This window comes from Alteriqipengyuania abyssalis (assembly GCF_019857185.1).
Lineage (GTDB): Bacteria > Pseudomonadota > Alphaproteobacteria > Sphingomonadales > Sphingomonadaceae > Alteriqipengyuania > Alteriqipengyuania abyssalis.
Map to the genome: position 1 here is coordinate 243,554 of NZ_JAHWXP010000004.1, position 25,328 is coordinate 268,881.

The following is a 25,328-nucleotide window of genomic DNA, read 5'->3' on the forward strand; positions in this document are numbered from 1 at the left end:
CAGGACCGGCACCGGCACCTCGACCCCTTCCTGAATCTTCTGGAGGCGGGTGCATCGGTGCTGGAGCTGGGGTGTGGCTGCGGCGCGGACGCGGCCCACATGCACAGCGCGGGTTCCGGGTCGACGCGACAGACGGGACGGCGGCGATGGCACGCAAGGCGCGGGAACGCTTCGACATCGGCGCGCGCGTCATGCGGTTCGATGAGCTTGACGCTTGCCAGAGCTATGATGCCGTGTGGGCCCATGCATCCCTGCTGCACGCGCCACGCGGTGCACTGCCCGACATCCTCGGACGCATTCACCGCGCGCTGAAGCCCGCAGGGTGGCATTTCGCCAACTTCAAGCTGGGCGACGATGCCCACCCGGACGAGGGTCGCGATTTGCTGGGCCGGTGGACCAACCTCCCCAGCCCTGCGTGGCTCGAGCAGACCTATGCCCACGCAGGTTTCGCGGTCGAGGAGGCCGAACGCTATCGCGGCAAGGCTTGCGACGGCACCCAGCGCGACTGGTACGCGCTGACCGTCCGCAAGATCGACTGACGGGAAGTCGGTTCGGCGCACCGAGCATGGTTAATTTATCGCGGACTTCGCACGGCTCGTCCGCAAATCGCCAAGCCAACGCATCGTTCATCTGAGGTTGGGGAGCCGGGGCGCTCCTTCGGAATTGGTTGGGACAGAACAATTCGAAGGAGTGACCCGATGAAGATCCCCATGATGGCAATCGCCGCTTCAGCCCTCGCCCTGCCAGCTGCCCCCGCGCTGGCCGCAGAGCTTCCCGTCGAGAGCCGCACGAGCACCATTGCGGCCTCGCCCTTCTCCGCCACGCCCGCCAGCGCGCACCAGTATCAGCGCCGCGACTATCGCGATCGGCGCGAGTACCGGCGCGGCTACCGCGATGCGCGGCGCGAGGCGCGCCACGAACGGCGTCTCGATCGCGGTGACCGTGTGTGGCGCGGGCAGGACGGCCGCTACCGCTGCCGCCGCAGCGACGGGTCGACCGGTCTGGTGATCGGCGCGGGCGTGGGTGCGCTCGCCGGGTCGCAGATCGCCGCCGATTCGACGCTTGGCGCGATCATCGGAGCGATTGGCGGCGGCCTGCTCGGCCGCGAAATCGAACGCGGCGATCTGCGCTGCCGCTGAGGCGATCATCGCCCAATATGCTGGGGCCGCACACCACGCCGGTGTGCGGCCCCTTTGTAATATGCGCCCGGACCGATATGGGTCGGCCTGAAAGGAGGGGAGTATGAGCAGGCCGAGCGTGCTGATTACCGGGGGCGCGCAGCGACTGGGCGCGGCCTTCTCGCGCGCCTTCGCCGAGGCAGGCTGGCACGTGGTCATCCATTACCGATCCTCACGCGAGGAAGCCGATGCGCTTGCCGGCGAGCTTCCCTCCGCCGAGATCGCGCAGGCGGATTTCGCGCAGGACGGCGCGGCCAATGCGCTGGCGCAGGACCTCTCGGCACGGCTGGAAGACTGGCGCGCGCTGATCAACTCCGCTGCGATTTTCGAACAGGACAGCGTGACGGCGCTCGACCCGGCGATTCACGACCGGGCGATGCGGACCAATGCGCACGCGCCTGCGATGCTTGCGCAGAGCTATCTTGCACACGCACGCGCATCATCCGGTCGCCATGTCATTCAGGTGACCGATCAGAAGCTCGCCAACCCGAACCCCGATTTCTTCAGCTACACCATGAGCAAGCACGCACTCGACGCGACGATCCGGATGCTCGCGATGGGTGCCACGCGGAGCGCGGACCGGGTCTATGGCCTTGCCCCCGGCGCGATCCTTGCGAGCCACGACCAGAGCGAGGAGGAGGCGGAACGATCCCACCTGCTCAATCTGCGCCGCCGCCGCACGACCGCGCAGGATGTCGCGCAGGCCGCAGTCATGCTGGCCGGCGGCGATCTGGCGAGCGGAGAGACACTGTTCGTCGATAACGGCCAGCACCTGCTCAGCCAGCCGCGCGACGTGATCTATCTGGAACGGGAGGGCGCGCGATGAGGCACTTCGTCTCGACCCGCATCTGGCACTGGATCAACCTGATCGCGATCGTGGTGCTGTTCATGAGCGGGCTGAACATCTCCAACGCCCACCCCTACCTCTATTGGGGCGACTGGGGCTTCTCGCCCACGCAGGCCTGGCTGGCGGTGCCCCGCTTTCCCGGCTGGATGACCATTCCCGATTACTACAGCCTCGCCAAGGCGCGCGACTGGCATCTGCTGATGGCCTTCCCCTTCGCCTTCGGCCTGCTGGGCATGTGGATCGCGATGCTGTGGAACGGGCATTTCCGCCGTGACATCAAGACTACGCGGCGCGAATGGCGCTGGTCCGCGATCAGGGCGGACATTGCCAAGCACCTGCAGTTCGACTTCACCCATGGAGAGGGGAAGTACAACTTCCTCCAGAAGATCGCCTATGGCGCCGTGTTCGGCGTGCTGCTGCCCGGCATGGTTCTAACCGGGCTGGCGATCAGTCCGGGTATGGAGCCGAGCCTGTGGTGGCTGGTCGACATCTTCGGCGGACGGCAGAGCGCGCGCTCGCTCCATTTCCTGTGCGCATGGGGCATCTTCGGATTCTTCGTGGTCCACGTGGTGCTCGTGCTGCTCAGCGGCCCGGTCGGGCAACTGCGCGCGATGATCCTTGGCGGCGACCACCAGCCGACCAACCCGCCCTTCGCCCGCCCAGCTAAATCCGAGGGAGAGAGCGCATGAGCTTCACGATGAAACGCCGCTCCGTCCTGCTCGGCTCGGGCGCGCTGATGCTTGGCGCGTGCACCAAGGTTGGCGACAGCCAGGCAGGCAAGCGCTTTTTCGAAACCGTCGACGACTGGCAGATGGGCCTGCAACGCGCGCTGCGCGCACGCAACGCCCTCGCCCCCGAATACGCGCCGGAGGACATCTCGCCCACCTTCCGCGGCAACGGATCGACCGACCCGCAGAACGATGGCTACCCCGAGCATGTCGCCAATGGCTTTGCCGACTGGCGCTTTACCGTCACCGGCCTGGTCGAACGGCCCTTGTCCTTCACGCTCGACCAGATCATGACGCTGCCCCAACGCACCCAGATCACCCGGCACGATTGCGTCGAGGGGTGGAGCGCGATCGGCCAGTGGACCGGCCCGCAGCTGTCGACCTTCCTTGAGCTGGCGCGGGTGCGCGAGGGCGCGAACTACGTCGTGTTCCGCTGCGCCGACGATTACACGCGCGGCCGCTATTACGAGAGCATCGATATGGACGATGCCTACCACCCGCAGACGATTATCGCGCACCGCCTCAATGGCGAGCCGCTGCCGGTCAAGAACGGTGCGCCCCTGCGCGCGCGGGTGGAGCGGCAGCTGGGGTACAAGCATGCCAAATATCTCACCGGCATCGAACTGGTCGCCAGCCTCGATACGATCGGCCTCGGCAAGGGCGGCTACTGGGAAGATTATGGTGGCTATCAATGGTACGCCGGGATGTGACCGCCTTGCGAGCGCAAAGCCCGCTGGATAAAGTCGAGCCCTCTTTACCGAACAGGGCCTTACCGAACATGGCGAACGTCTGGAGCGACGAGGAAGTGCGCGTGCTGGTCGGCTGGACGGCCGAGGATTACGGGGCCAGCATGGTCCTGCGTCTGGAAACCGTCACCAACATGCCGCAGAACGCAGACGACGTGCTGGTGTCGCGCATGGTTCTGAACAAGGATCAGGCGGTGCAGCTGGGCAACGTGCTGTTCGAACTTTCGGGCCGCCTGCCGCCCAAGACCGCGAAGCCGCCCCTGCTGGACCGTATGCTTGCCCGCAAGTCGGACTAGGCGCATAGCCGCGGCGTGCCCACAGACCCCAGCCAAGAAGGACTGGCAAACTGCTCGATCAAACGACATCCAAACCGACCGGTAGCGGCCGCCCGCGCGGCCCCGCCAACCTCCTGTTCTGCCGCTTCCTCGACGGGCACATCAAGGCCGGCGCGCTGGAAGTGGTCTTCGCAGACGGTAGCCGCACGCAGTTCGGCTCGCCCGGCTCCAACTCGCTCGATATCGCGATCCGGCTGACCGATTCGGGAGTCGCGCGCAGCATCCTGCTCGATCCGGCGCTGGGTGCAGCGGAAGCCTTCATGGACGGGCGGCTGGTGATCGAGCGCGGCGATGTGATGGGCCTGGTCGACCTGTTCGCGCGCAATGCCCCGTGGGAGGCAGGGGCGAGCTACAACCGTCCCAGCCCCCTCAGGAGACTCGGCAACCGGATCGCCTTCCACGGCGAACAGCTCAACAACGCGGTCCGCAGCCGCGCGAACGTCGCGCATCACTACGATATCGGCAACGCGCTCTACCGCCTGATGCTCGATCCCGAGCACATGCAGTACAGCTGCGGCTACTGGCCGCGCGAGGGCATGACGCTGGGCGATGCGCAGGAGGCGAAGCTGGCCCATATCGCGGCCAAGCTGGCGCTGGAGCCGGGTCAGCGGGTGCTCGATATCGGCTGCGGCTGGGGCGGCATGGCGATCTTCCTCGCGCAGCGCGCCGGGGTGCACGTCACCGGGATCACCCTGTCCAAGGAACAGGCCGCGCTGGCGCGCGAGCGTGCTGCGGCGGCGGGCGTGGAAGACAAGGTCAGCATCGAACTGGTCGATTACCGCGACCACGCAGACCAGGGCCACAAGTACGACCGGATCGTCTCGGTCGGCATGTTCGAACATGTCGGGCAGCAGCAGTTCGATACCTTCTTCCGCTGCACCGGCAAGCTGCTCGACACCGATGGGGTGATGCTGGTCCACACGATTGGCCGCATGGGCGGACCGGGATCGACCGATGCCTTCACCCGCAAGTATATCTTCCCCGGCGGCTATATCCCCGCGCTGAGCGAAACCGTCGCCGCGAGCGAGAAGAGCCGCCTGATCGCCACCGATGTCGAGACCTGGCGGCTGCACTATGCGCACACGCTGCGCGCCTGGTACGCCAAGTGCGAAGCCAATCGGGACCGGATCGTGCAGATGTACGACGAGAGGTTCTATCGCATGTGGACCTTCTATCTGGCAGGAGCCACCGCCGCGTTCGAAAGCGGGACCATGTGCAACTACCAGCTGCAATTTGCACGCCACCGCCATGCCCTGCCCTTGTCCCGCGATTACATGGCGCAGGCGGAGAAGGATCTGCTCGCCAAAGGGTGACCCGCCGCGCCTCGATCCGGCCAAGCGATTGATTTCGGCGGCTTCCGACCCCAGATTGGGTTCTGGACGTTTGCAGGAGCAGGCACATGGCAGGTGGATGGGCGCGCGATGGCGCGGTTCAGGACCAGATCGACGATACCGTATCCGACGCGGTCAGCGCGGCGCGATCGCGCATGCCGACCGGCGAGAGTGAGCAGTGGTGTGTCGAGTGCGGGGAAGAGATTCCCGAAAAGCGCCGCGCCGCGCTGCCCGGGGTAAAGCGGTGCGTGCAATGCCAGTCCGGCCTCGATGCCGCCGTTCGCAGCAGTGGCATCAACCGTCGCGGCAGCAAGGACAGCCAGTTGCGCTGAACTGCGCCTGTTGCTGGCCGCAATCCGCGTTGCGCGGTTCCCCGGTCGCTGCTAGCCGCGCGCCATGAGCAACAACGCCAGCACCAATAACCGCGTCGTCCTCGCCTATTCGGGCGGCCTCGACACTTCCGTCATCGCCAAATGGCTCGAAGTCGAGCGCGGGCTTGAGGTGGTCACCTTCACTGCCGATCTCGGCCAGGGCGAAGAGCTGGAGCCTGCCCGCCGCAAGGCGCAGGCGATGGGCATTCCCGACAAGCACATCTTCATCGAAGATCTGCGCGAGGAATTCGTGCGCGATTTCGTGTTCCCGATGATGCGCGCCAATGCCCGTTACGAAGGCGACTACCTGCTCGGCACCAGCATCGCGCGACCGCTCATTTCCAAGCGCCTGGTCGAGATCGCGCGTGAGACTGGCGCAGGGGCGATTGCGCATGGCGCGACCGGCAAAGGCAACGACCAGGTTCGCTTCGAGCTGAGCGCCTATGCGCTCGACCCCGACGTCACCGTGATCGCGCCGTGGCGCGAATGGGACCTGACCAGCCGCACCGCGCTGATCGCGTGGGCCGAGGCGCACCAGATCGAGGTGCCCAAGGACAAGCGCGGCGAAAGCCCGTTCTCGACCGACGCGAACCTCCTCCACACCTCGTCCGAGGGCAAGGTGCTGGAAGATCCGTGGGAGGAAACGCCCGACTACGTCTATTCGCGCACCGACAATCCCGAGGATGCGCCGGACACCCCGGAATACATCACGATCGCGTTCGAGAAGGGCGATGGCGTCGCGCTCAATGGCGAGGCGATGAGCCCAGCCACGCTTCTCGCCGCGCTCAACGATCTGGGCCGCAAGCACGGCATCGGGCGGCTCGATCTGGTCGAAAACCGCTTCGTCGGCATGAAGAGCCGCGGGATGTACGAGACGCCCGGTGGCGAAATCTACGCCCGCGCGCATCGCGGGATCGAACAGATCACGCTCGATCGCGGGGCGGCGCATCTCAAGGACGAGCTGATGCCCAAATATGCGGAGCTCATCTATAACGGCTTCTGGTTCAGCCCCGAGCGCGAGATGCTGCAGGCGGCGATCGACCACAGCCAGGAACGCGTTTCCGGCGACGTGCGACTCAAGCTGTACAAGGGGAACGCGTCGGTCGTAGGTCGCCGCAGCCCGCACAGCCTCTATTCCGAAGCGCACGTCACGTTTGAGGATGACGCCGGCGCATACGACCAGCGCGATGCGCAAGGGTTCATTTCGCTCAACGCCTTGCGGTTGAAATTGCTGGCAAAACGCGACCAGCGCAGCGGAAATTAGGGAATTCGCGCAATAACCGGCAAGGTGCGCGAAAGGTCCGAAGCTTTCCGTTCAAATGTGGCGAAAGCGCGGCGAGCCGCCTCCAGGTGTATTCCCTATTCGGGGAGCGCGCCTAACTTGCCCCGCCATGGACGGGAACAAAAAGACCCTTCGCCGCGCTGCGCTCCCCACGCTCGCGCTTGCTGTGCTCGCTCTGCCGCTCGCAGGCGCCGGAGCGCAGGATGCGCCGGGCCAGCAGCCGCTGGTGGCCGACCTCTCCGCTGAGGCACGTCCGGTCTCGCTGACCGACGAGCGTGTGCCCGCTGCCGATCAGTTCGACGCCAGCTTTGCGCGTTTCGATGTCGCGCCGCCGATGCCGGTGGCGAGCGCGCGTGCGGTCGATCTTGACCAGATCGATCCGCCGATCGAAGCCGAACCCGCAGTGTGGCGCAGCGGCGTTGCCTCCTATTACGGCGCACGCTTCAACGGCCGCCCCACTGCCAGTGGCGAGCGTTTCGACATGAACGCCTTCACCGCCGCGCATAAGACGCTGCCCTTCGGCACCAGGGTGCGCGTCACCAACCCGCGCACCGGCAAGAGCGTGGTGGTGCGGATCAATGATCGCGGGCCCTATGCGCATGGACGCGAGATCGACGTATCGCGCGCTGCGGCGGTCGAGCTCGGCCTCGTCCAGCGCGGCCACGGCACCGTGGAGCTCGCGCTGATCGACTAGCGCTTGCCGCCGCCCCCGCCTCACGCAATAGCAATGCCGAGAGGGCATTCGGGGGCACGGGCGTGGATCCACAATTCGACTACATCTTCGAGCTGTTCACGCTGCTGATCGGCCTTGCGGTTGCGGAAATGCTGCTGGGCTTCTCCCGCATCCTGAAACTGCGCGCCCGCCGCAGGGCCGGGATCGATCCGGCGGCCATGCGCGTCAAGGTCGGCTGGCTGGTCCCGATTCTCGGGCTGCTGGTGCTGATCGACCTAGCCACGTTCTGGAGCATCATCTGGACCATGCGCGGCGTGCTCGACATGCGCATGGCCACCATCTTCGGCGTGCTGGTGCTGATCGGCGGCTATTACTTGGTGGCAACGCTGGTGTTTCCGGACGAACCGGAGATGTGGCCCGATTTCGACGCCTATTTCTGGCAGCAGAAGCGCTGGGTGTTCGGCGGGATGCTGGCGATCAATCTTGCGATCAACCTCACCGGCATGGCGCTCGGTGCCTCCCCGGAGGGCGCGCCGCAGATCTCGCCAGCCACGCACCCGGTCTTCGTGACATCGGTGCTGATGGTATACCTCAACTTCCCCGCCTTCGCGTGGCTGATCTTCACCAGGCGCGCACGAGTATCGCTGGCGCTGATGCTGTTCATCATCGCAACGCAGATCCTCTACGCGCTCAGCAGCTGGACGATCGCCGGACTTGTATGACGCGCGCTACAGCTTCAGTTCGCTGACATCTCGGAAGGCACCGATCGTACCACGCGGGAAGGTGTTGAACGCGATCGAATAGCGGTTCTGGTTCGATCGGTTCTCCTCCACGAAATGGAGGATCGAGCTGGAGAACAGCACCAGATCCCCCTGTTTTGGCACCACGGCATTGCGCGGCGCATTGTAGATGTTGGTCCGCCCACTCTCGACCCCAAGCTCGATCTGGCGGTATCCGGTGGTCCGCTCGAAGATCATGTTGCCTGGCGGATCGGGCATCGGCGCGTAGTACAGCGATCCCGAGACCAGCGAGTTGGAATGCGTGTGCGCATGCATGCCCACCCCCGGCGGGTTCATCAGCGCCCAGCTCTGCGTCACCTCCAGCCGGCTGCTCACCCCCATGACGTCGCGGGAGTAGGTCTCCAGCGCGGCGTGGACCGCGTGCTTGATGCTTTTCAGCTCGCGCCGGTCGAACAGGTAGAGATCCTCGGAAATCCGGTTCATCTGGTTTTCGAGCATCGTCACCGACTGGATGAACTCGACCTGCTCGGGCGAGATCGCGTGGCCGATATTGGTCACGAAGACCGGCTCCGCGAACAGCGGTTTGACGCTGTACTCCGCACTCGCCACAGCTTTGCGCGCGCTGGCTGTCGCCATGGTAGCAATCCCCCAATTGCCGTTTCGAATCGCACGATAGCTATCCGGCGCCGCGGGGTTGCGCAAGATGCGCGATTGGCTCCGCAGCAAAAGGCAAGCCCTTCTCTGCCAACGGCATGATCCGCTCGACCAGCGACATCGCCGCGTCATCGCGCAAACCGCTGGCCACCCCCAGCCACCGGGGCTAGACTTTGGCCCAACAGCTGGGGGGCGGCGGTATGAGCGAATTCGACATCACATTCGAACTGTTCACCCTGCTGCTGGGCCTGACCATGGCCGAGGTGCTGGCCGGCTATGCCCGCACCTACAAGCTGCGCAGCCGCATCCGCCACAACCGCCTTGCCTATGGCGACCAGGGCGGCGACGGCGTGGTCGAGCAGGTCCGCATCGGCTGGCTGGTCCCGCTCTCCGCCGCGGTCGTGCTGTTCCACCAGGCGACCTTCTGGCTGTTCATGTTCGACGTTCAGGGCAACGTCCCGCTCAACTTCCTCAGCCTCATCTGCGTGCTCGGCGTGATCGGCTGGTACTACCTGATCAGCGCCGCGCTGTGGCCGGACGAGCCCGAGGCGTGGCCCGATTTCGACGCCTATTACATGGCCCACCGCCGCTTCATCTGGTTCGGCGTGATCGCGGTCGCCCTGCTCGCCGATTTCGGCCGCGCGCTGTTCGAGCCGCCGCTCGAGCCGACCACCGCGCCCGCATGGATCGTGAGCACGGTCGACTGGACCAACAACGTCGGCTCGGTCGCGATCCTCGCCATGCCCTTCATCCGCTCGCGCCGCTGGGCGATCGCGGTGCTGGTGGTGCTCAACCTGCACTTCGTGGTGCTGGCCGCCCTCTCCCCCTGGGTGTTCATCTGAGGCGTATGTCGGCCCGGGCCTGACACACCTGACACACAGTCCAGGGGCTAAAAACGCACCCCCTCCCCGCCCGCGCGCATCAGGCCGCCCGATCGCCTTCCTCATCGGCATAGTGCTGGACCATTTCGGGCGCATCGAGCAGCTCGTCGAGCGCAATATCGAACCCGGTAGCGGCATGGTGGGTCGCCGGGTTCTGCGTCAGCCGGTCGAGCCGCGCGAGATGCGCGAGCAGCAGCCGCGCGTCGTAGCGGCGCCGCGTCGCCACCGTCTCCCCGTGGTAGAAGATCGTCTCCTCCACCCCGTTGAGCGCGCGGTCCGCCAGCACCGCCTCGACCTGCGTGCGCGCGACCAGCAGCGCGGCATCCCACAGACGCGCGAAGCGCGGGCAGGCGCGGCGCATGCGGTAGGTGGTGGAGCGAGAGACGCCGCGACGCGCGTCGCCGCACGCACATTGCCGCACTCGGCCAGCGCATCGAGGAAATCCGCCTGCGCATCGCGACTGAACTGCTCGGGGATCGCGGGGAGCGTTTCGGGCTCTTGCGGCGCTGTGTCGACGGGCGCTGCGGGGAGATTGGGCGTGGTGCCGGGAGAGGTCATGAGCGGGTCCGTGAGCATTGGCTGCGAGGGACCGATCTAGCCGCCCTGTAGGACAGCAACGAGCGCTACCTGTTTGGCGCGCACCAAACCGAGGCGCAGCCGAGGCAAGGGCGACCGCCCGTTGGCCGTCAGGCCGTAAGCCAAGCGAGCGGATGCGAGCGCTGGCGCTTGAAGCCAAACAAAGGACTCCGGGGTCCAGCTTCTTTCCTTCGTCATTGCGAGGCGCCGGTGCGGATGCACCGCAATATTGAAATCCGCTCGTCTTGAGCCTTGTGTGAGCTCCTGCCGGGTCGTAGCGAAGCGAAGACGGCGCGGATCGCCAACCAGGAGCCCAGAGCCCCTGGGTTCCTGCTTGCGCAGGAATGCACCAAAGCTCACCGCCCCCGCAATTCCTCGCGCACATGGACTTTGACCGTCACCGCTCTGCCCAGCAGCACTTCCTCGTTGCGCATATGGCGAAGCAGCTGTGCGGGCGTATTTGAGGGACCTCCGAACCTCACCAAGTCTGGCTCAGCTTGGCAATGTCAAAATTTTCTAGCTGATGTTGAATAACATGAGTTGATACCTCGTAAGTCGATGCCAGTTCGTTCAACTCATCCAAGCTAATGACCTTGTCGCTCACTCGTTTTGCCAAGCCTTCATGTGGAGCGAGAAACTCGGCAGCGAAAGCTCGGCTAGCCTTGTCTTTCGCTAGGTAGGAATCCGCAACGAGATCCGCGCTGCGACTTTGATCGTGAATAAAATTAAAGATCGTTCGGCAGATAGCAAATCGTTGCGAATCCTCTCGCTCCCGCGTCACAAGAATACGCAGACCTTCCTCATTTGACTGTAACGCATGTACCGGATTCTGTACGGCATTCTGGACAATTAATACGTCATGCGGAGTCGAAGCGCCAAACGTCTGTAACAAGCCATCGATACCGCGTATCGGATCATCGTCGCTGCTTCTCTCCGCACGCAATATCCTCGCGATTTCGCGACCATAAGCATGTGGTGGCAATGCTGCGGAAGAAAACGACATTCCACCCTTGGGGCGTGCGTGTTTCGGAACTTTGAGTTCATCTTTCGGAATCCCGTTGGGAAGTTCTTCCAATTCTTTCAGACTCTTCCCAGCCCACGCCACCTGCTCGGGCAGCTGGTTGAACGGGCTTACTGTGATGAAATCCTCAAACATCTTCCTAGGTAGCGATTCATAAGCCGAAATGATCGTAGCCGCATTATCGGGCGAGATTGCGAACGGGTCCAAACCCGCCCGAGAGCTGGCTCGCGCGAATTGCTGCTCTTCGACATCCAACTGACGAATCGCATTCCATTCTCCGATCAGCCTATGATCCGGAGTCCCGCGCTCCTTCAGTCGCTGGCAAACCGTTTCGACAAACTGGCCAAGCCCCTCGACCAGTGCGGTTTGGGTAATGAGCTCGTTACCTGAGCTCAGGAACCTCACATTCGCAAACTGCGGAGTGAAGGGTTTCCAGACGACCTGGACGATTTCACCCAGCGGGTAGAACGCGATCGGTGGAAGCGAGAAACCATCGCCGACCCAATGCAGGTTATGCCGCTTGTGGTATTCTGATGAAAAGCCTTGCTTGTGGCCAACCTCGTTGGTCAGAAAGAACCAGTTCTCCGCAATCCATTCCGCCATGGGGAGTGCGGGAGCATAAACCGCGTCACGCTCGGCACCGGAGACTCGGTCAAAGAGCGAGATCACAGGAAGTCCGTTAACCGAGATCGATATTCGCGCCCACGTGGCGCGCAGGTCTTCCCCTCGCGCTTGGGCTGGATTTTCCCACTCAAGATGGAATTGGATGCTCATGAGAGAAAGGCTGGCCACTCATGGTGCTCCAGCGGATATCCTTTATATTGACCCTGCTCCCGGTTTACCAGTCGTGCCTCAAAAACAGTATCGCCGTCCTTATGCCAGACATAGCGAGGAAACGAGCCTTCGATAGGACTACCAACGTTTCCTTCTCGAATGGCCTTTCTGAGCCACCGGGTAGGCTTGGCGAAATTCCTACTGAGTCTCGCGTCGCAAATGTTGGCATCGGCCCTTGGTTTGGGTTGTCCCGCAGGAGATGGGACATTCTTGTGTTCCGGACTTCCGATATAACTTGATGAAGTCGCAATCGCAGCCAGTTGAGCTCTATCAAAATCGCCGCACTTTTCCCGGGTTCGTGGTCGATGCCTCTTGATTGCTCTCATCTTAGTTTCCAGCTGCCTGACGCGGAGTAAGAAACCATACTGCCAGAATGCATTATCACCAAGCTCTGGGAGAGCGTCGCATCTTGCCGCTTACTCAGCCAGCCCCCCCGCCCGCTCCAGCATCGGCTTGAGATACGCCCCCGTATAGCTCCCGCTTACCTCCGCAACCTCTTCCGGCGTGCCCTCAGCCACAATCTCCCCGCCCCGCACACCGCCATCCGGGCCAAGGTCGAGCACCCAGTCGGCGGTCTTGATCACGTCGAGGTTGTGCTCGATCACCACCACCGAATTCCCCTGGTCGACCAGCCGGTGGAGCACTTCCAATAGCTTGCGCACATCCTCGAAGTGCAGGCCGGTGGTCGGCTCATCGAGGATATAGAGCGTCTGCCCGGTGCTGCGCTTGCTCAGCTCCTTGGCCAGCTTCACCCGCTGCGCCTCGCCACCCGAAAGCGTGGTCGCCTGCTGGCCGACCTTGATATAGCCCAGCCCGACCTCGTTCAGCATCGCCATCTTGTCGCGGATGGGGGGGACCGCCTTGAAGAAGCTTTCCGCATCCTCGATCGTCATGTCGAGCACGTCGGCGATGGAGTGGCCCTTGAACTTCACCTCCAGCGTTTCGCGGTTGTAGCGCTTGCCGCCGCATTCCTCGCAGGTGACGTAGACGTCGGGCAGGAAGTGCATCTCGATCTTGATCAGACCGTCGCCCTGGCACGCCTCGCACCGGCCGCCCTTGACGTTGAAGCTGAAGCGGCCGGGCTTGTACCCACGCGCCTGGCTTTCGGGCAGGCCGGCGAACCAGTCGCGGATCTGGGTGAAGGCGCCGGTATAGGTCGCGGGGTTGGAGCGCGGGGTGCGGCCGATCGGCGACTGATCGATCTCGATAACCTTGTCGCAATATTCGAGGCCCGTGACCTTGTCGTGCGCGCCCGCGATCACCCGCGCGCCGTTCAGCTCGCGCGCCGCGGCGGCGTAGAGCGTGTCGATGGTGAAGCTCGACTTGCCCGAGCCGGACACGCCGGTGATGCAGGTGAAGGTGCCCAGCGGCAGCGACGCGGTGACGTTGTTGAGATTGTTGGCGCGCGCGCCGTGGACGGTCAGCTTGTGCTTGTTGCCCTTGCGGCGCGTGGCCGGGACTTCGATCTCGCGCGTGCCGTTGAGGTACGCCGCGGTGAGCGACTTCTTGGACTTGAGCACCTGCTTGAGCGTGCCCTCCGCCACGATCTCGCCCCCGTGGACGCCCGCGCCGGGGCCGAGGTCGACCACGTAGTCGGCGGTGCGAATCGCGTCCTCGTCATGCTCGACCACGATCACGGTGTTGCCGAGGTCGCGCAGGCGCTTCAGCGTTTCGAGCAGCCGGTCGTTGTCGCGCTGGTGCAGGCCGATGCTCGGCTCGTCGAGTACGTAGAGCACGCCCGACAGCCCGCTGCCGATCTGGCTGGCGAGGCGGATGCGCTGGCTCTCGCCGCCTGACAAGGTTCCCGACTTGCGGTCGAGGTTGAGGTAGTCGAGGCCAACGTTGTCGAGGAAGCCCAGCCGCTCGTTGATTTCCTTGAGGATCGCGCGGGCGATCTGCTGCTGCTGGTCGGTCAGGCGTTCGGGCAGGTCCTCGAACCACACCTTCGCGTCGCCCACGCTCATCTGCGACGGGGTGGCGATGTCGATCGCGTCTTCGCCGGAGCCGGGCGTCCCGCCGATCTTCACCGCCAGCGCCTTCTCGTTCAGCCGCTTGCCACCGCAGGTCTCGCACGGCTGCGCGGTCTGGAACTTGCTCAGCTCGTCGCGCATCCACGCGCTCTCGGTCTGCAGCAGGCGGCGGTTGAGGTTGCCGATCACGCCCTCGAACGGCTTGTTGACCGTGTACTGCTTGCGGCCATCCTTGAAGGTCAGCGGCACGCGCTTGCCCTTGGTGCCGTAGAGGATGACATCCTGGTTCTCCGCGCCAAGATCCTGCCACGGGGTGGTCAGGTCGAAGCCGAACTCCTTCGCCAGGCTGGCGAGCACCTGCATGTAATAGGGCGAGGGCGGATTGCTCTTCGCCCACGGCATGATCGCGCCCTGTTTGAGCGTCAGCGCCTCGTTGGGCACGACCAGCTGCGGGTCGAACAGCTGCTTCTCGCCGATCCCGTCGCAGGTCGCGCAGGCACCCTGCGGCGCGTTGAAGGAGAACAGCCGCGGCTCGATCTCCTCGATCGTGAACCCGCTGACCGGGCAGGCGAACTTTTCGGAAAAGACGATCCGGTTGGCGGGCACGCCTGCGCCCTTGAGGTTGCCCTCGCCCGTATCCTCGCCCTCGCGCCCCGGCACCACGCCATCGGCGAGGTCGACATAGGCCAGCCCCTCGGCCAGCCGCAGCGCGGTCTCGAAGCTGTCCGCCAGCCGCGTCTCCAGCCCTTCCTTCACCGCGAGGCGATCGACCACCACTTCGATGTCGTGCTTGAACTTCTTGTCGAGCGCGGGCGCGTCCTCGATCGGGTAGATTTCCCCGTCGATCCGCACGCGGGTGAAGCCCGCCTTCTGCCATTCGGCCAGTTCCTTGCGGTATTCGCCCTTGCGCCCGCGCACCACCGGCGCGAGCAGGTAGAGCCGCGTGCCTTCGGGCAGCGCCATCACCCGGTCGACCATGTTGGAGACGGTCTGCGCCTCGATCGGCAAGCCGGTCGCAGGCGAGTACGGCACGCCCACCCGCGCCCACAGCAGACGCATATAGTCGTAGATCTCGGTCACGGTCGCCACGGTCGAGCGCGGGTTCTTGCTCGTCGTCTTCTGCTCGATGCTGATCGCGGGCGAGAGCCCCTCGATATGCTCGACATCGGGCTTCTGCATCATCTCGAGGAACTGGCGCGCATAGGCGGAGAGGCTCTCGACATAGCGCCGCTGGCCTTCCGCGTAGATCGTGTCGAAGGCGAGCGAACTCTTCCCCGAGCCCGAGAGCCCGGTGATGACGATCAGCGAATCCCTCGGCAGGTCGATATCGACGCCCTTGAGGTTATGCTCGCGCGCACCGCGCACGGAGATTTTGGTAAGTGCCATGGTGGGCGTGTTCCGCTTGTGTTCTTATCTGTCAAGGATGCCGATGGGCGTGTCCGCAGTGAAGCGAGCGACCGGCATGGGCGGTTCCGCCCTCTTGCGCAGGAATGTGGTGCGGCGGGGTGCAATTTCCAACCGCAACTCTCGTCGGCCAGCGCGGCGGAACATCTCGCTTGCGCAATCGTCGATAAGTCGAACGACATATTCGAAGGATACCCACCCATGAAAGTACTCGTCTCCGGCGCGACCGGGCATACCGGCAAGCGTCTCGTTCCCCAGCTCATCGAAGCGGGCCATTCGCCCATCGCGCTGGTGCGCGACGGGTCCGACACCTCTTCGCTCCCCGATGGATGCGACACGCGCAAGGGCGATCTGACCGACCTGCCGCAGGATGTGTGCGAGGGCATCGACGCGGTGATCTTCGCCGCGGGATCGGGCAGCAAGACCGGGCCGGACATGACCGACAAGGTCGACCGTGACGGCGCGAAGGCGCTGGTCGATCGGGCCAAGGCGGCGGGCGTGAAGCGTTTCGTGATGCTGAGCGCGCGCGGCGTGGACGATCCCGATCCGGACTCCGATCTCTATCACTACGCACTCGCCAAGAAGGCGGCAGACGAGCACCTGATCGCCTCGGGCGTGCCCTACGCGATTATCCGTCCCGGCGCGCTGACGCATGACGACGGCAAGCGCGACATTCGCCTGGGCGACGATGTCGAAGGCGACGGCACCACCGCGCGCGGCGACCTTGCCGCAGTGCTGGTGCGCGCGGTGGACGACGACGCGCTGGAGAATCGCGTCGTGCCCATGGAATCGCACGGCATTTGACGAAACGGGCGGCGAAGAGGACAGGAGCGTCATGCACCGCCTGTTCGTCGCCCTTCGTCCACCCGAGGCCATTCGCGATCCGCTGATCGACACCATGGAGGGCGTCGAGGGCGCGCGGTGGCAGTCCGATGAGCAACTGCATCTGACGCTGCGCTTTGTCGGCGAGGTCGACCGGGCGCTGGCCAATGATCTGGCGAGTGCGCTGGAGGCTGTTCGCGCGCCGCGCTTTGCCCTGCAACTGCGCGGCGTCGGCACGTTCGAGCGCAAGGGCCGGGTCGGCTCGCTGTGGGCCGGGGTCGAGGACAGCGAGCCGCTGAACATTCTCCAGCGCCGGGTCGAGCGCGCCTGCCGCGCCGCCGGGCTGGAACCGGTGACGCGCAAGTTCGTGCCTCATGTGACCATCGCGCGGGTCAACAGCTCGACCGGGCCGATCAGCGGGTGGCTGGCCCAGCATTCCCGGCTCGCGCTGCCGGTTTGGCAGGTCGATGCGTTTCATCTTTACGAGAGCCGGCTGGATGCAGGCGGCGCGCATTACGAGCCGGTCGTCGCGTTTCCCCTGACGGGCTAGCGCATCACAACAGCGTCTGCTTCACCGGCACGGTCAGCCCCACCTGCTGCGCGATCATGCCGACCCATTCGCCGACCTTGGCGATCTCGTCCTCCACCACCGCGCTGTGGGTAGCTTCGCGGTCACGGGTGGATTTCTCGGTGAAGTCGGCTCCGGTCTTGGCGTCGCGGGTGAAGACGGGGCCCTGCGCGATTTCCTTCGCTCTAGCGATGTCGATCGCGGTCCCGGTGAAGCTGCCGATCGCCGCCAGCGTCTCCGCCCGCGCAGCATCGAAACGGTCGCCGTCGAGCACGCGGACACGCTCGCCATATTGCCGCGCGATCGCATCGAGATAGCGCTGATTGAGGAACCACGCGAGACCGGCGGCCTGCAGGTCGGTCATCGAGAATTGCTCGCGCCCGTCCATCCCCAGATCGAGCGGCGCATAGCCCATCATCTCAAGATAGAGCTGGCGCCCCCAGCGCCGCCCCATCATCCCCTTGCGGATCACCGCCGCGAGGAAGCTGGGCAGCGGGTTGGTCATGAGGATCGCGCGCGCCTGCGGGGCGGCGTTCATCAGCGCGGGGACCAGCCGGTTGGCGTGGTTGGTCGGCTTGACGAACACCGCCTCGCCCTGCCCCCAGGGCCGCGCAAGCAGCCGCGTCACCGGGGCGACAAGCGGCTCGCCTGCCTGCCCTGCATTGACGAGGCTGGCGATAATCCCCGGCTCGCTCAGCCCGGCGGACACGCCCGGAATGTCGAGCGCGCGGACCAGCAGGGTCGATCGGCAGAAGGCGGTGTGGAAGATGAAGTGCAGCGGGCCGGTTTCGGGCGAGAGGCCCTGCACTTTTGCCAGCGGCAGCATGCGGGTCTGCCCAGTGCGGTCGGCTAGGAAGCCCGTCTCCGCCAGTGCGGCGCGCTCGACCCGGAGAAACTCCATCGTGCGTGCGGCGGGATCGATCCGGTGGGGGAGCCAGTGCGGGTCTGCGGCGAGCGTTTGGGCGTCGGACATGTCATGCCGGTAGCCCAGCACGGGCACCTCCGCAAAGGGCACAAACGGGTCGCCGACCGCTCCGAGTCGTGGACTGCGCCCGACGAGTTGCGGACCTATCGCGCCGCTTGTCCGTTGAAATGGTAAGGCAACAGGAGGAAATCGCATGATCGCCCCAGCGGCGACAGCACACAGCAGGGGCGCGCACGCCGTAGGGGGCCGGGCATGACCGGTTCCGCCACCTCGCATGCCCCCTCCCGCCCGAATATTGCGCGCGACAAGCGTGCCTCGCGGGACAAGCTGCGTGCCATGCGGTCGGGCGAGAGCGTGTCCCGCAGAAGCAGGCTGCGCCGGCGGCTCAAGCGTGCGCCATGGGCGCTCGCCGTAGTATCCGTCGCGGCAGGATCGCTGGGAAGCTGCGCCCCGGGCCAGACCTCGGACGATGTCCGCGGCTGGTCGTACCAGACCAACCTCAAGACCAATCCCAACTTCACCCGCGTGAACCCCGCGCTGCTCACCACCAGTGAGCGGATGCGCAAGGCGCTGGCGCAGGAGGAAGGGATGCGGCTGACCGTCTACCGCGATGTCGCAGGTTATCCCACGGTCGGCATCGGCCATCTGGTGCGCCCCGAAGACGGGCTGAAAGTGGGCGACCGGATCACCCGCGAAAAGGCGATGGCCTTTCTTGCGCAAGACTTGAAAACGGCCGAACAGGCGGTGGTCAAGGTGGTCGGCGATCTGAAGCTGTATCAGCACGAATTCGATGCGCTGGTCGATCTGGCGTATAATGTGGGCGAAGGAACGCTTTCCGAAAGCGAGAGCCCCGATCTCAACCGGGCGATCGCCCAAGCGGACTACACAGGCATTGCCCAAGAACTCGATTACCGTTTCGCCGGCGGCCGGATTGCGGGCGGGCTCGTCCACCGGTCGGAGCGGCGCGCAAAGATTTTCCGCGAGGCCAATTATGCGGATGTCCGCCCCGGCTAGACTCGCATTGCTAAGCGCGCCGTGCGCCCTGCTGGCCGCCTGCTCGCCGTCCGCGCAATCGCCCTCGGGAGAACCGGCGCGCGAGCCTTCCTCGCCGCAGGCAACGCAGGCGACCCAAACAGCAGCGTCCGACAATTGTCTGCTGCTGGTGTGGCAGGAGCAGGAGATGCGCGACGAGCGCTTCGACCTCGCGCACGACAGCGCCGATGGCGGGGCGATTTCCTGCGCGACGGGCACCACCGCGAGCCAGTTCGACAGGGCCTTCGCATCGATCCGCGCCGCAGCCAAAGCACGCGACAAGGCCGCGATCCTCGACCAGACCGGCCTCCCGCTCCTCTATATCGATGCCGCAGGCAACCGGAAGCAGCTGACCGCCCCGGAAGATGTCGACGCGATCTTTTCCGAAGTGTTCGACGATAATGTGCTCGCGCTGCTGCGCGAGGTGGATCTGGATGCGCTCACCGTCGTGCCGGACGAAGGCGCGTTCGTGAAGCTGGGCTCGGTCTGGCTGGTGGTCGATCGCGACGGCGGGCGCCCGCGCATCGTCACGGTCAACAAGCAGGCGCTGGGGGAAGCGGCCTCCGCCGTCCGCGAACAGGCACAGGCCGGCGGGGGAACCGAGGCCCCGGCCAAATCGTCCGAATAGAACCTGAACATCCTACCAGCCACTGTTCAAGTGGCCGCTGCTAGGCCATGAGCCAACGCAGATTTCTGATCTGAAGCAATACCGGAGAACACGCCCTATGCGCATACTTCTAGCCACCGCCGCGAGCCTCGCCCTGGCCGGCGGATTCCACGGAGCGGCCATGGCCCAGAACACCACCGACAGCGTCACCACCCAGGATCACCTCGAAGGCGCGAACTATTTCGAGCTGGAAAGCACGCTGCCGTTCAAGGCGCCCGATTTCGACGCGATCTCGGAAGACGACTACATGCCCGCTTTCGAGAAGGCGATGGCAATCCAGAAGGGCGAGATTCAGCGGATCATCGACAATCCCGAACCGCCGACTTTCGAAAACACCATCGTCGCACTGGAAAAGTCCGGCCGCATGCTGGGCCGCGTTTCGGCGGTGTTCTTCCACCTGACCGGCACCAACACCACCGACGCGCTAGACGAGATCAATACCGAGATCAGCCCGGTCCTCGCCGCGCATTCGGACTCGATCACGCTCAACCCCGCGCTCTTCGCCCGGGTCAAGGCGGTGTACGACAACCGCGCCGCGATGAGCATGACGCCCGAAGACGCCAAGCTGCTGGAGGACACCTACGAAGGCATGGTCCACGCAGGCGCGATGCTGACCGATGCCGAGCGTGAGCGGGTGAAGGAAATCAACACCGAGCTTTCGACCGTCACCACCGAATTCGCGCAGACCGCGCGCGCCGCAATGGCGGACCAGCCGGTCTTCTTCGACACGCGTGAAGAGCTGGCCGGCCTGTCCGAAGCGGACATTTCCTCCGCTGCGGAACTGGCCGAGGAAGCGGGCCAGCCGGGCAAGTTCGCGATCGCGCTGCAGAACACCACGCAGCAGCCGCTGCTGCCGAGCATGGAAAACCGCGCCGCGCGCGAAAAGCTGTTCATGGCGAGCTACCACCGCGCCGACGGCACGACCGATATCGACACGCGTGAACTGGTCGCCAAGATCGTGGAACTGCGCGCGGAAAAGGCTGCGCTCTTCGGCAAGCCCGACTGGGCGAGCTACACCATGTACGACCGGATGGTCGAAAGCCCGCAGGCCGCGCTCGACTTTATGGGCCAGATGGTCCCCGCGCTGGCCGAAACCCAGCGCCGCGAAGCGGGTGTGCTGAACGAGAAGATCGCCGAGGATGGCGGCAACTTCGAAGTCCAGCCTTGGGACTGGTATCGCTATTCCAACCAGATCAAGGCCGAGCGTTACCAGGTCGATGACGACAAGGTGATGCAGTATTTCCAGCTCGACAAGGTGCTGGAAGATGGCGTGTTCTACGCCGCCAACAAGCTGTACGGCCTGACCTTCGAAAAGCGCGACGATCTGCCGACCTACCATCCCGACGTGTGGGTCTACACCGTGAAGGACCGCGACGGTTCGGAGCTGGGCCTGTTCTATTTCGACCCGTTCCAGCGCCCCTCCAAGCGCGGCGGTGCGTGGATGAGCAACTTCGTCGACCAGTCCGACCTGTGGAACGAAAAGCCCGTCATCTACAACGTGCTCAACATTCCCAAGGCCCCTGCGGGCGAACCGCAGCTGGTGAGCTTCGACTGGGTCGAGACCGCGTTCCACGAATTCGGCCATGCGCTGCACGGCTTCTTCGCCGACCAGACGTATCCGAGCCTGTCGGGCACGGCGACCGCGCGCGACTTCGTCGAGTACCCGAGCCAAGTCAACGAAATGTGGGCGACCTACCCCGAAGTGCTTCAGCACTATGCCAAGCACTACAAGACGGGGGAGACGATCCCGACCGAGCTGGTCGACAAGATCAAGGCATCGTCCAAGTTCAACCAGGGCTACGACTTCGGCGAAGTGCTGGAAGCCGCGCTGCTCGACATGAAGTGGCACGCGCTCTCGAAGGACGAAGCGGCTGCGATCGATACGCCTGAAAAGGTGACGGCCTATGCCGATCGCTCGCTGTCCGAACTGGGGCTGGAAGTCGCTCTGGTGCCGCCGCGCTACCGCACGACCTACTTCAACCACATCTTCTCAGGCCCGACCGGCTATTCGGCAGGCTATTACAGCTATCTGTGGACCCAGATGCTCGACCGCGACAGCCGCGCCTGGTTCCTCCAGAACGGCGGCCTGACGCGCGAGAACGGCGATCACTATCGCGAGACCGTGCTCAGTCAGGGCGGGACGCAGGATTACGGCGAAATGTACCGCAACTTCGCGGGCCGCGATCCGGACGTGAAGTACATGCTGATCGCGCTGGGCCTGGCCGAAGAAGAGCCCGGCACGCCCGAGCAGACTGCGGAAGGCACTTCGGACGGCAAGCTGCCGGCCAAGACCGTGGATGGCGACGCGCCGATCGCGAACTGATCGCACATGCCGAGACTGACGAAGGCGGGGACGGCGTTGCGCTGCCCCCGCCTTTTTCATGCTTCCCCCGCCAGACCGGCGATCACCTATCGCGCCGCCGGCAGCCTCCTGCGCTAATCGGTCTTGTAGACCGCTGCGCGCACCTGCAGGGCCGCCAGTGCCGCGGCCAGCCCTGCACCCTTCAACGGCTGGGGCGAGGGTTCGCTGGGGCCGATCTCGCACGGCTGCTTGTCCTTCATCACCGCGACGCACATCTGCGGCGTGCCCCGCCCGGACGCAGCCAGCTTGCGCGCGATGTCGCGGGCCTGTTCGGCGTTGCCGATGGTGATCGCGCCGTTCTTCAGCGCGAAGGCGGCGACGTCTTCCCAGTAGCCCAGCTCCCACAGATCGCGCAGCTCGCTGCCGCTCGGGCCGCCAAGGCTGTTCAATCCCTTGAGCGCGCGGTCGGCGAGGTGCCACGCCTGGACATAGGCATAGGCCCGATCGGTCCGGTACGCCTTGGCATTGGGGACGTTGGGATAGCGCTCCACCAGCAGGTCCAGATCGGCGAGCTGGCCCAGCTTGTCACCCGCGCTATAGCGGGCATTGGCGCGGAAATTGAGCACACGCGCGCGCTGGGTATCGGTCAGGCTGGGATCGGCGAGGATCTTCTCGTAGGCCGCGATATGCCACGGCTCGTTGCTCCATTTCGCCATCGCCCTCAGCTGGCTGTTGAGATCGGCATCCTCGCGCGCAAGCGCGGGCGTGACGGTGGCGGCCGCAAGGGCCGTGGCAAGAAGCAGGCGCAGCATCGAAGCATCCTCGTCGATTGTCGGCGAGAGATCATAAACCGCCATCGCCGCGGACACTCAAATGACAAATCCCGTCATGCGTCTCCGGCGGCGAGCGACAGCACCTTTGCCCCCGGCTCGCCCAGCCAGTGCGCCTCGACCCCGAACACGGCACGCAGGTTCTCGGGCGAAAGCGCGTATTCCGGCGGACCCTCTGCATGGAGCAGGCCGTCATTCAGCAGCAGTACCCGGTCCGCGAGATTGTGCGCCAGGCTGAGGCCGTGGACCACGACCACCACCGCGCGCCCATGCTCGTGCGCCTGCGTCCGCAGGTGCTGGGCGAGCGAGGCCTGGTAGGCCAGGTCGAGCGAGGCGAAGGGCTCGTCGGCAAGGATACAGCGCGGCTCACCCGCCAGCACCCGCGCCAGCAGCACCCGCGCGCGTTCCCCGCCCGACAGGGTCGAGACCGGGCGATCGGCCAGCGCCTCCAGCCCCATCGCCGCCAGTGCCGCGTCGACCGGCTCGCGCCGCGCATCGCCATGCGCCAGCCGCCCGAGCGAGACGAGATTGCGGGCGGACACGTCCCACGCGATCTGCGGTTCCTGCGGCAGGTAGCCGACTTCGCGCGCGCGCGCCCTGGGATGCATGTCGCGCAGCCGCACGCCATCCATCAGCGCCTCGCCCCCGGTCGGCTCCAGCACCCCGGCGAGCAGGCGGATCAGGGTCGACTTGCCCGCGCCATTGGGCCCGCAGATCGCGGTGACGCGGCCCGCCGCAATCTTCGTGCAGACGCCGCGCAGTCGGTGGTTCAGGGCCAGCTTGTGTGCTTCCAGCATCGGCGTCTCCATCAGGTCAGCCCCAGCGTGCCGCCGCGGCGCAGGCGCAGCAGCAGCCACAGGAAGAACGGCGCACCGATCAGCGACAGGGCGATGCCCAGCCGCAGCTCGCCGACCAGCGGGAGCATCCGCAGCACGCTATCCGCCACCAGCACCAGCAGCGCGCCACCCAGCGCACTCGGCACGATCAGCGAGGACGGGCGGCGATCGGTCAGCGGGCGCACGATATGCGGCACCATCAGGCCGACGAAACCGATAATTCCGGCGACCGCGACCCCGCTGCCGATGGTCAGCCCCACGCCCGCGACCAGCAGCATGAGCAGTTTTTCCATGTCCACCCCCATCGATCGCGCGGCATCCTCTCCCAAAGTCAGCGCGTCGAGCGCGGGTGCTGCACGGGCGAGCACTACGATTCCCGCAAGCGTCATGGGTGCTGCCAGCATCACGTCGGCCCAGCTGCGATCGGTCAGCGCGCCCATCAGCCAGGTGACGATCTCGCTCAGCGCCCAAGGGTTGGGGGCAAGGCTGATGACGAGGCTGGTCAGCGCGCCCGCAAGGCTCGCGATCATCAACCCGGCGAGCGTGAACAGAGCGATGCCGCCGCCGCGCCCGGCCAGCAGCGCGAGCAGCGCCATCGCCGCGCCCGCCCCCGCCAGCGAGAGGATCGGCAGCAGCCAGCCGCTCGCTGCGAGACCGAAGGAAAAGCTGAGCACGGCGCCCAGCGCCGCACCCGGCGCGATCCCGAACAGGCCGGGATCGGCCAGCGGATTGCGCAGATATCCCTGCATCGCCGCCCCCGCCGCGCCCAGCCCCGCGCCGACGGTGACCGCGAGCAGTGCGCGCGGAAGGCGCAGTTCGGCAATGATCAGCATCGCACGCGATTCCTCGATCCCGAAAACCCAGGTCCGCCCCGCGACCAGCGATAGCGGAATGGCCAGCAGCAGGGCCGCAAGCAGGATCGCACTGGCGCGGCTCATGCCGCCTCGTCCCGTATCTGCGCCAGCCGCTCGGCGGCGCGGATCAGGCTGGGGCCGCCGCAATAATAGAGCTGCGGGTCGAATTCGGCGCTGCGCAGGTCGAGCTTGCGCAGTGCGGGGTGGTGGAGCGCGCGCGACTGCTCGTCTCCACGCGGGCCTGAGTGCAGCAGCAGCTCGGGCGGGTCGACCAGCACTGCTTCCAGCGGCAGGCGATCGCCCTGCCCCAGCCCGCGCGTGGCGGAGGCGGGGCGCAGCCCGACCCGGCGCATAAGATCGACCACCAGCGCGCCATCGCCGGGGACGATCCCGCCCGGTTGCCACAGGATGGTGGCAGGCCCCGCGCGGCCATCGGACGGCGCGGCAGCGGCGATCGCAGCCTCGATCTGTCCGACCAGCGCCTCGCCCGCCTGCGGCTCGCCGACCGCTTCGGCCAGTTCGCGCACCTGTGCCAGATTGCCATCGACATCATTCGCCATGCCCAGCGTCACCACCGGAATGCCCAGATCGTCCAGCGCCTTGCGGGTTGCGGGCGGCAGGAAGCTGGAGGCGACGACCAGGTTGGCATGCGCGGCAAGGATATCCTCCACCGACCCGCCATTGGGGGGCCAGCGCCGCGCCTCTGCCACCGGCATCGAGGCGGCAGAGGGATCGTGGCTGTAATGCGAGACACCGACCAGCTTGTCCGGCGCGACCCGTGCAAGGATCGCGTCAGTGCATGGGTTGAGGCTGACGATCCGCAGGCCCTCGCCCCGTGCATGCGGAGCTGGCGGGGCTGCGCACCCCGATAGCGTACAGGCCGCCAGCACACATGCGATGGCCAGCGCCCGCGCGCGCATG

The 25,328-nt window shown here is 65.5% G+C and carries 26 protein-coding genes; 17 read left to right on the forward strand and 9 right to left on the reverse strand.

Annotated elements, in window-relative coordinates; all coding sequences use genetic code 11:
- The first annotated feature begins 71 nt into the window (after window positions 1-71).
- The 11 genes from KYN89_RS14520 (at window position 72) to KYN89_RS14570 (ending at window position 8,213) form a co-directional block, all read left to right on the forward strand.
- Window positions 72-539, forward strand: a complete 468-nt coding sequence (locus KYN89_RS14520; protein ID WP_346727245.1) for a class I SAM-dependent methyltransferase — start codon at window positions 72-74, stop codon at window positions 537-539.
- Between the two features lie 159 nt (window positions 540-698).
- Window positions 699-1,139: a glycine zipper 2TM domain-containing protein gene (locus tag KYN89_RS14525; protein WP_222825739.1), complete on the forward strand. Its 441-nt coding sequence runs from the start codon at window positions 699-701 to the stop codon at window positions 1,137-1,139.
- 103 nt (window positions 1,140-1,242) lie between these two features.
- Window positions 1,243-2,004, forward strand: coding sequence for an SDR family oxidoreductase (locus tag KYN89_RS14530; protein ID WP_222825740.1), 762 nt, complete (start codon window positions 1,243-1,245; stop codon window positions 2,002-2,004).
- Window positions 2,001-2,714 carry a cytochrome b/b6 domain-containing protein gene (locus KYN89_RS14535; RefSeq protein ID WP_222825741.1) on the forward strand — a complete coding sequence of 238 codons (714 nt, stop codon included), beginning with the start codon at window positions 2,001-2,003 and terminating at the stop codon, window positions 2,712-2,714. Before KYN89_RS14530 ends, KYN89_RS14535 begins: the two co-directional genes overlap by 4 nt.
- The gene (locus KYN89_RS14540; RefSeq protein WP_222825742.1) at window positions 2,711-3,463 is read left to right on the forward strand and encodes a molybdopterin-binding protein; all 753 of its coding nucleotides are present in this window, start codon (window positions 2,711-2,713) and stop codon (window positions 3,461-3,463) included. Before KYN89_RS14535 ends, KYN89_RS14540 begins: the two co-directional genes overlap by 4 nt.
- A gap of 68 nt (window positions 3,464-3,531) precedes the next feature.
- On the forward strand, window positions 3,532-3,795 hold the full coding sequence (locus KYN89_RS14545) for a hypothetical protein (protein WP_010234834.1): 264 nt from the start codon (window positions 3,532-3,534) through the stop codon (window positions 3,793-3,795).
- 161 nt (window positions 3,796-3,956) lie between these two features.
- Window positions 3,957-5,147, forward strand: coding sequence for a class I SAM-dependent methyltransferase (locus tag KYN89_RS14550; RefSeq protein WP_222825743.1), 1,191 nt, complete (start codon window positions 3,957-3,959; stop codon window positions 5,145-5,147).
- 86 nt (window positions 5,148-5,233) lie between these two features.
- Window positions 5,234-5,497 (forward strand): DksA/TraR family C4-type zinc finger protein, encoded by a 264-nt coding sequence (locus KYN89_RS14555; protein ID WP_222825744.1) that lies wholly within the window; start codon window positions 5,234-5,236, stop codon window positions 5,495-5,497.
- Window positions 5,498-5,561: 64 nt separating this feature from the next.
- The gene (locus tag KYN89_RS14560; protein WP_222825745.1) at window positions 5,562-6,800 is read left to right on the forward strand and encodes an argininosuccinate synthase; all 1,239 of its coding nucleotides are present in this window, start codon (window positions 5,562-5,564) and stop codon (window positions 6,798-6,800) included.
- Window positions 6,801-6,927: 127 nt separating this feature from the next.
- Window positions 6,928-7,512 carry a septal ring lytic transglycosylase RlpA family protein gene (locus tag KYN89_RS14565; protein WP_222825746.1) on the forward strand — a complete coding sequence of 195 codons (585 nt, stop codon included), beginning with the start codon at window positions 6,928-6,930 and terminating at the stop codon, window positions 7,510-7,512.
- 62 nt (window positions 7,513-7,574) lie between these two features.
- Window positions 7,575-8,213, forward strand: coding sequence for a hypothetical protein (locus KYN89_RS14570; protein ID WP_222825747.1), 639 nt, complete (start codon window positions 7,575-7,577; stop codon window positions 8,211-8,213).
- A gap of 6 nt (window positions 8,214-8,219) precedes the next feature.
- On the opposite strand, the gene KYN89_RS14575 is transcribed toward KYN89_RS14570, so the two are convergent.
- Window positions 8,220-8,867 (reverse strand): putative 2OG-Fe(II) oxygenase, encoded by a 648-nt coding sequence (locus KYN89_RS14575; RefSeq protein WP_248285313.1) that lies wholly within the window; start codon window positions 8,865-8,867, stop codon window positions 8,220-8,222.
- A gap of 218 nt (window positions 8,868-9,085) precedes the next feature.
- Here KYN89_RS14575 and KYN89_RS14580 point away from each other — a divergent pair, with 218 nt between their 5' ends.
- Entirely contained in the window at window positions 9,086-9,727 is a 642-nt protein-coding gene (locus tag KYN89_RS14580; protein WP_222825749.1) for a hypothetical protein, read from the forward strand.
- Window positions 9,728-9,806: 79 nt separating this feature from the next.
- Here the strand turns inward: KYN89_RS14580 and KYN89_RS14585 are convergent, their stop codons facing one another.
- The 3 genes from KYN89_RS14585 to uvrA all read right to left on the reverse strand — a co-directional run bounded on the left by KYN89_RS14585 (window position 9,807) and on the right by uvrA (window position 15,553).
- Window positions 9,807-10,127, reverse strand: coding sequence for a hypothetical protein (locus tag KYN89_RS14585; RefSeq protein WP_222825750.1), 321 nt, complete (start codon window positions 10,125-10,127; stop codon window positions 9,807-9,809).
- Between the two features lie 693 nt (window positions 10,128-10,820).
- Complete coding sequence (locus tag KYN89_RS14590) at window positions 10,821-12,137, reverse strand: ImmA/IrrE family metallo-endopeptidase (protein WP_222825751.1); 1,317 nt, start codon at window positions 12,135-12,137, stop codon at window positions 10,821-10,823.
- A gap of 476 nt (window positions 12,138-12,613) precedes the next feature.
- Complete coding sequence (gene uvrA / locus KYN89_RS14595) at window positions 12,614-15,553, reverse strand: excinuclease ABC subunit UvrA (protein WP_222825752.1); 2,940 nt, start codon at window positions 15,551-15,553, stop codon at window positions 12,614-12,616.
- A gap of 219 nt (window positions 15,554-15,772) precedes the next feature.
- Between uvrA and KYN89_RS14600 the strand changes: the two genes are divergently transcribed.
- Both KYN89_RS14600 and thpR read left to right on the forward strand, forming a co-directional pair.
- The gene (locus KYN89_RS14600) at window positions 15,773-16,375 is read left to right on the forward strand and encodes an SDR family oxidoreductase (protein ID WP_222825753.1); all 603 of its coding nucleotides are present in this window, start codon (window positions 15,773-15,775) and stop codon (window positions 16,373-16,375) included.
- Between the two features lie 31 nt (window positions 16,376-16,406).
- Window positions 16,407-16,943: an RNA 2',3'-cyclic phosphodiesterase gene (gene thpR / locus KYN89_RS14605; protein WP_222825754.1), complete on the forward strand. Its 537-nt coding sequence runs from the start codon at window positions 16,407-16,409 to the stop codon at window positions 16,941-16,943.
- Window positions 16,944-16,947: 4 nt separating this feature from the next.
- On the opposite strand, the gene KYN89_RS14610 is transcribed toward thpR, so the two are convergent.
- The gene (locus KYN89_RS14610; protein WP_222825755.1) at window positions 16,948-17,934 is read right to left on the reverse strand and encodes a hypothetical protein; all 987 of its coding nucleotides are present in this window, start codon (window positions 17,932-17,934) and stop codon (window positions 16,948-16,950) included.
- A 204-nt stretch (window positions 17,935-18,138) separates the two neighbouring features.
- On the opposite strand from KYN89_RS14610, the gene KYN89_RS14615 reads away from it, so the two are divergent.
- The 3 genes from KYN89_RS14615 (at window position 18,139) to KYN89_RS14625 (ending at window position 21,908) form a co-directional block, all read left to right on the forward strand.
- Window positions 18,139-18,900: a lysozyme gene (locus tag KYN89_RS14615; protein ID WP_222825756.1), complete on the forward strand. Its 762-nt coding sequence runs from the start codon at window positions 18,139-18,141 to the stop codon at window positions 18,898-18,900.
- A gap of 166 nt (window positions 18,901-19,066) precedes the next feature.
- Complete coding sequence (locus KYN89_RS14620) at window positions 19,067-19,546, forward strand: hypothetical protein (RefSeq protein ID WP_248285314.1); 480 nt, start codon at window positions 19,067-19,069, stop codon at window positions 19,544-19,546.
- Window positions 19,547-19,643: 97 nt separating this feature from the next.
- On the forward strand, window positions 19,644-21,908 hold the full coding sequence (locus KYN89_RS14625; RefSeq protein ID WP_222825758.1) for a M3 family metallopeptidase: 2,265 nt from the start codon (window positions 19,644-19,646) through the stop codon (window positions 21,906-21,908).
- Between the two features lie 113 nt (window positions 21,909-22,021).
- On the opposite strand, the gene KYN89_RS14630 is transcribed toward KYN89_RS14625, so the two are convergent.
- The 4 genes from KYN89_RS14630 to KYN89_RS14645 are packed head-to-tail and all read right to left on the reverse strand — an operon-like array spanning window position 22,022 to window position 25,327.
- Window positions 22,022-22,744 carry a hypothetical protein gene (locus tag KYN89_RS14630; RefSeq protein WP_222825759.1) on the reverse strand — a complete coding sequence of 241 codons (723 nt, stop codon included), beginning with the start codon at window positions 22,742-22,744 and terminating at the stop codon, window positions 22,022-22,024.
- 29 nt (window positions 22,745-22,773) lie between these two features.
- The gene (locus KYN89_RS14635) at window positions 22,774-23,514 is read right to left on the reverse strand and encodes an ABC transporter ATP-binding protein (protein ID WP_248285316.1); all 741 of its coding nucleotides are present in this window, start codon (window positions 23,512-23,514) and stop codon (window positions 22,774-22,776) included.
- An 11-nt stretch (window positions 23,515-23,525) separates the two neighbouring features.
- The gene (locus KYN89_RS14640; RefSeq protein WP_222825761.1) at window positions 23,526-24,491 is read right to left on the reverse strand and encodes a FecCD family ABC transporter permease; all 966 of its coding nucleotides are present in this window, start codon (window positions 24,489-24,491) and stop codon (window positions 23,526-23,528) included.
- Window positions 24,488-25,327, reverse strand: coding sequence for an ABC transporter substrate-binding protein (locus KYN89_RS14645; protein WP_248285332.1), 840 nt, complete (start codon window positions 25,325-25,327; stop codon window positions 24,488-24,490). The genes KYN89_RS14640 and KYN89_RS14645 overlap by 4 nt, the downstream gene beginning before the upstream one ends.
- Between the last annotated feature and the right edge of the window lies 1 nt (window position 25,328).

What these genes read in the sequence shown, in the direction of transcription:
- KYN89_RS14535 (WP_222825741.1), top strand. Translation starts at nt 2,001, where the DNA reads ATGAGGCACTTCGTCTCGACCCGCATCTGGCACTGGATCAACCTGATC.
- KYN89_RS14540 (WP_222825742.1), top strand. Translation starts at nt 2,711, where the DNA reads ATGAGCTTCACGATGAAACGCCGCTCCGTCCTGCTCGGCTCGGGCGCG.
- KYN89_RS14560 (WP_222825745.1), top strand. Translation starts at nt 5,562, where the DNA reads ATGAGCAACAACGCCAGCACCAATAACCGCGTCGTCCTCGCCTATTCG.
- KYN89_RS14615 (WP_222825756.1), top strand. Translation starts at nt 18,139, where the DNA reads ATGACCGGTTCCGCCACCTCGCATGCCCCCTCCCGCCCGAATATTGCG.
- thpR (WP_222825754.1), top strand. Translation starts at nt 16,407, where the DNA reads ATGCACCGCCTGTTCGTCGCCCTTCGTCCACCCGAGGCCATTCGCGAT.
- KYN89_RS14625 (WP_222825758.1), top strand. Translation starts at nt 19,644, where the DNA reads ATGCGCATACTTCTAGCCACCGCCGCGAGCCTCGCCCTGGCCGGCGGA.
- KYN89_RS14620 (WP_248285314.1), top strand. Translation starts at nt 19,067, where the DNA reads ATGCGCGACGAGCGCTTCGACCTCGCGCACGACAGCGCCGATGGCGGG.
- KYN89_RS14640 (WP_222825761.1), bottom strand. Translation starts at nt 24,491, where the DNA reads ATGAGCCGCGCCAGTGCGATCCTGCTTGCGGCCCTGCTGCTGGCCATT.
- KYN89_RS14610 (WP_222825755.1), bottom strand. Translation starts at nt 17,934, where the DNA reads ATGTCCGACGCCCAAACGCTCGCCGCAGACCCGCACTGGCTCCCCCAC.
- KYN89_RS14555 (WP_222825744.1), top strand. Translation starts at nt 5,234, where the DNA reads ATGGCAGGTGGATGGGCGCGCGATGGCGCGGTTCAGGACCAGATCGAC.
- KYN89_RS14645 (WP_248285332.1), bottom strand. Translation starts at nt 25,327, where the DNA reads ATGCGCGCGCGGGCGCTGGCCATCGCATGTGTGCTGGCGGCCTGTACG.
- KYN89_RS14530 (WP_222825740.1), top strand. Translation starts at nt 1,243, where the DNA reads ATGAGCAGGCCGAGCGTGCTGATTACCGGGGGCGCGCAGCGACTGGGC.
- KYN89_RS14585 (WP_222825750.1), bottom strand. Translation starts at nt 10,127, where the DNA reads ATGCGCCGCGCCTGCCCGCGCTTCGCGCGTCTGTGGGATGCCGCGCTG.
- KYN89_RS14600 (WP_222825753.1), top strand. Translation starts at nt 15,773, where the DNA reads ATGAAAGTACTCGTCTCCGGCGCGACCGGGCATACCGGCAAGCGTCTC.
- KYN89_RS14580 (WP_222825749.1), top strand. Translation starts at nt 9,086, where the DNA reads ATGAGCGAATTCGACATCACATTCGAACTGTTCACCCTGCTGCTGGGC.
- KYN89_RS14575 (WP_248285313.1), bottom strand. Translation starts at nt 8,867, where the DNA reads ATGGCGACAGCCAGCGCGCGCAAAGCTGTGGCGAGTGCGGAGTACAGC.
- KYN89_RS14565 (WP_222825746.1), top strand. Translation starts at nt 6,928, where the DNA reads ATGGACGGGAACAAAAAGACCCTTCGCCGCGCTGCGCTCCCCACGCTC.
- KYN89_RS14545 (WP_010234834.1), top strand. Translation starts at nt 3,532, where the DNA reads ATGGCGAACGTCTGGAGCGACGAGGAAGTGCGCGTGCTGGTCGGCTGG.
- KYN89_RS14590 (WP_222825751.1), bottom strand. Translation starts at nt 12,137, where the DNA reads ATGAGCATCCAATTCCATCTTGAGTGGGAAAATCCAGCCCAAGCGCGA.
- uvrA (WP_222825752.1), bottom strand. Translation starts at nt 15,553, where the DNA reads ATGGCACTTACCAAAATCTCCGTGCGCGGTGCGCGCGAGCATAACCTC.
- KYN89_RS14630 (WP_222825759.1), bottom strand. Translation starts at nt 22,744, where the DNA reads ATGGCGGTTTATGATCTCTCGCCGACAATCGACGAGGATGCTTCGATG.
- KYN89_RS14635 (WP_248285316.1), bottom strand. Translation starts at nt 23,514, where the DNA reads ATGCTGGAAGCACACAAGCTGGCCCTGAACCACCGACTGCGCGGCGTC.
- KYN89_RS14525 (WP_222825739.1), top strand. Translation starts at nt 699, where the DNA reads ATGAAGATCCCCATGATGGCAATCGCCGCTTCAGCCCTCGCCCTGCCA.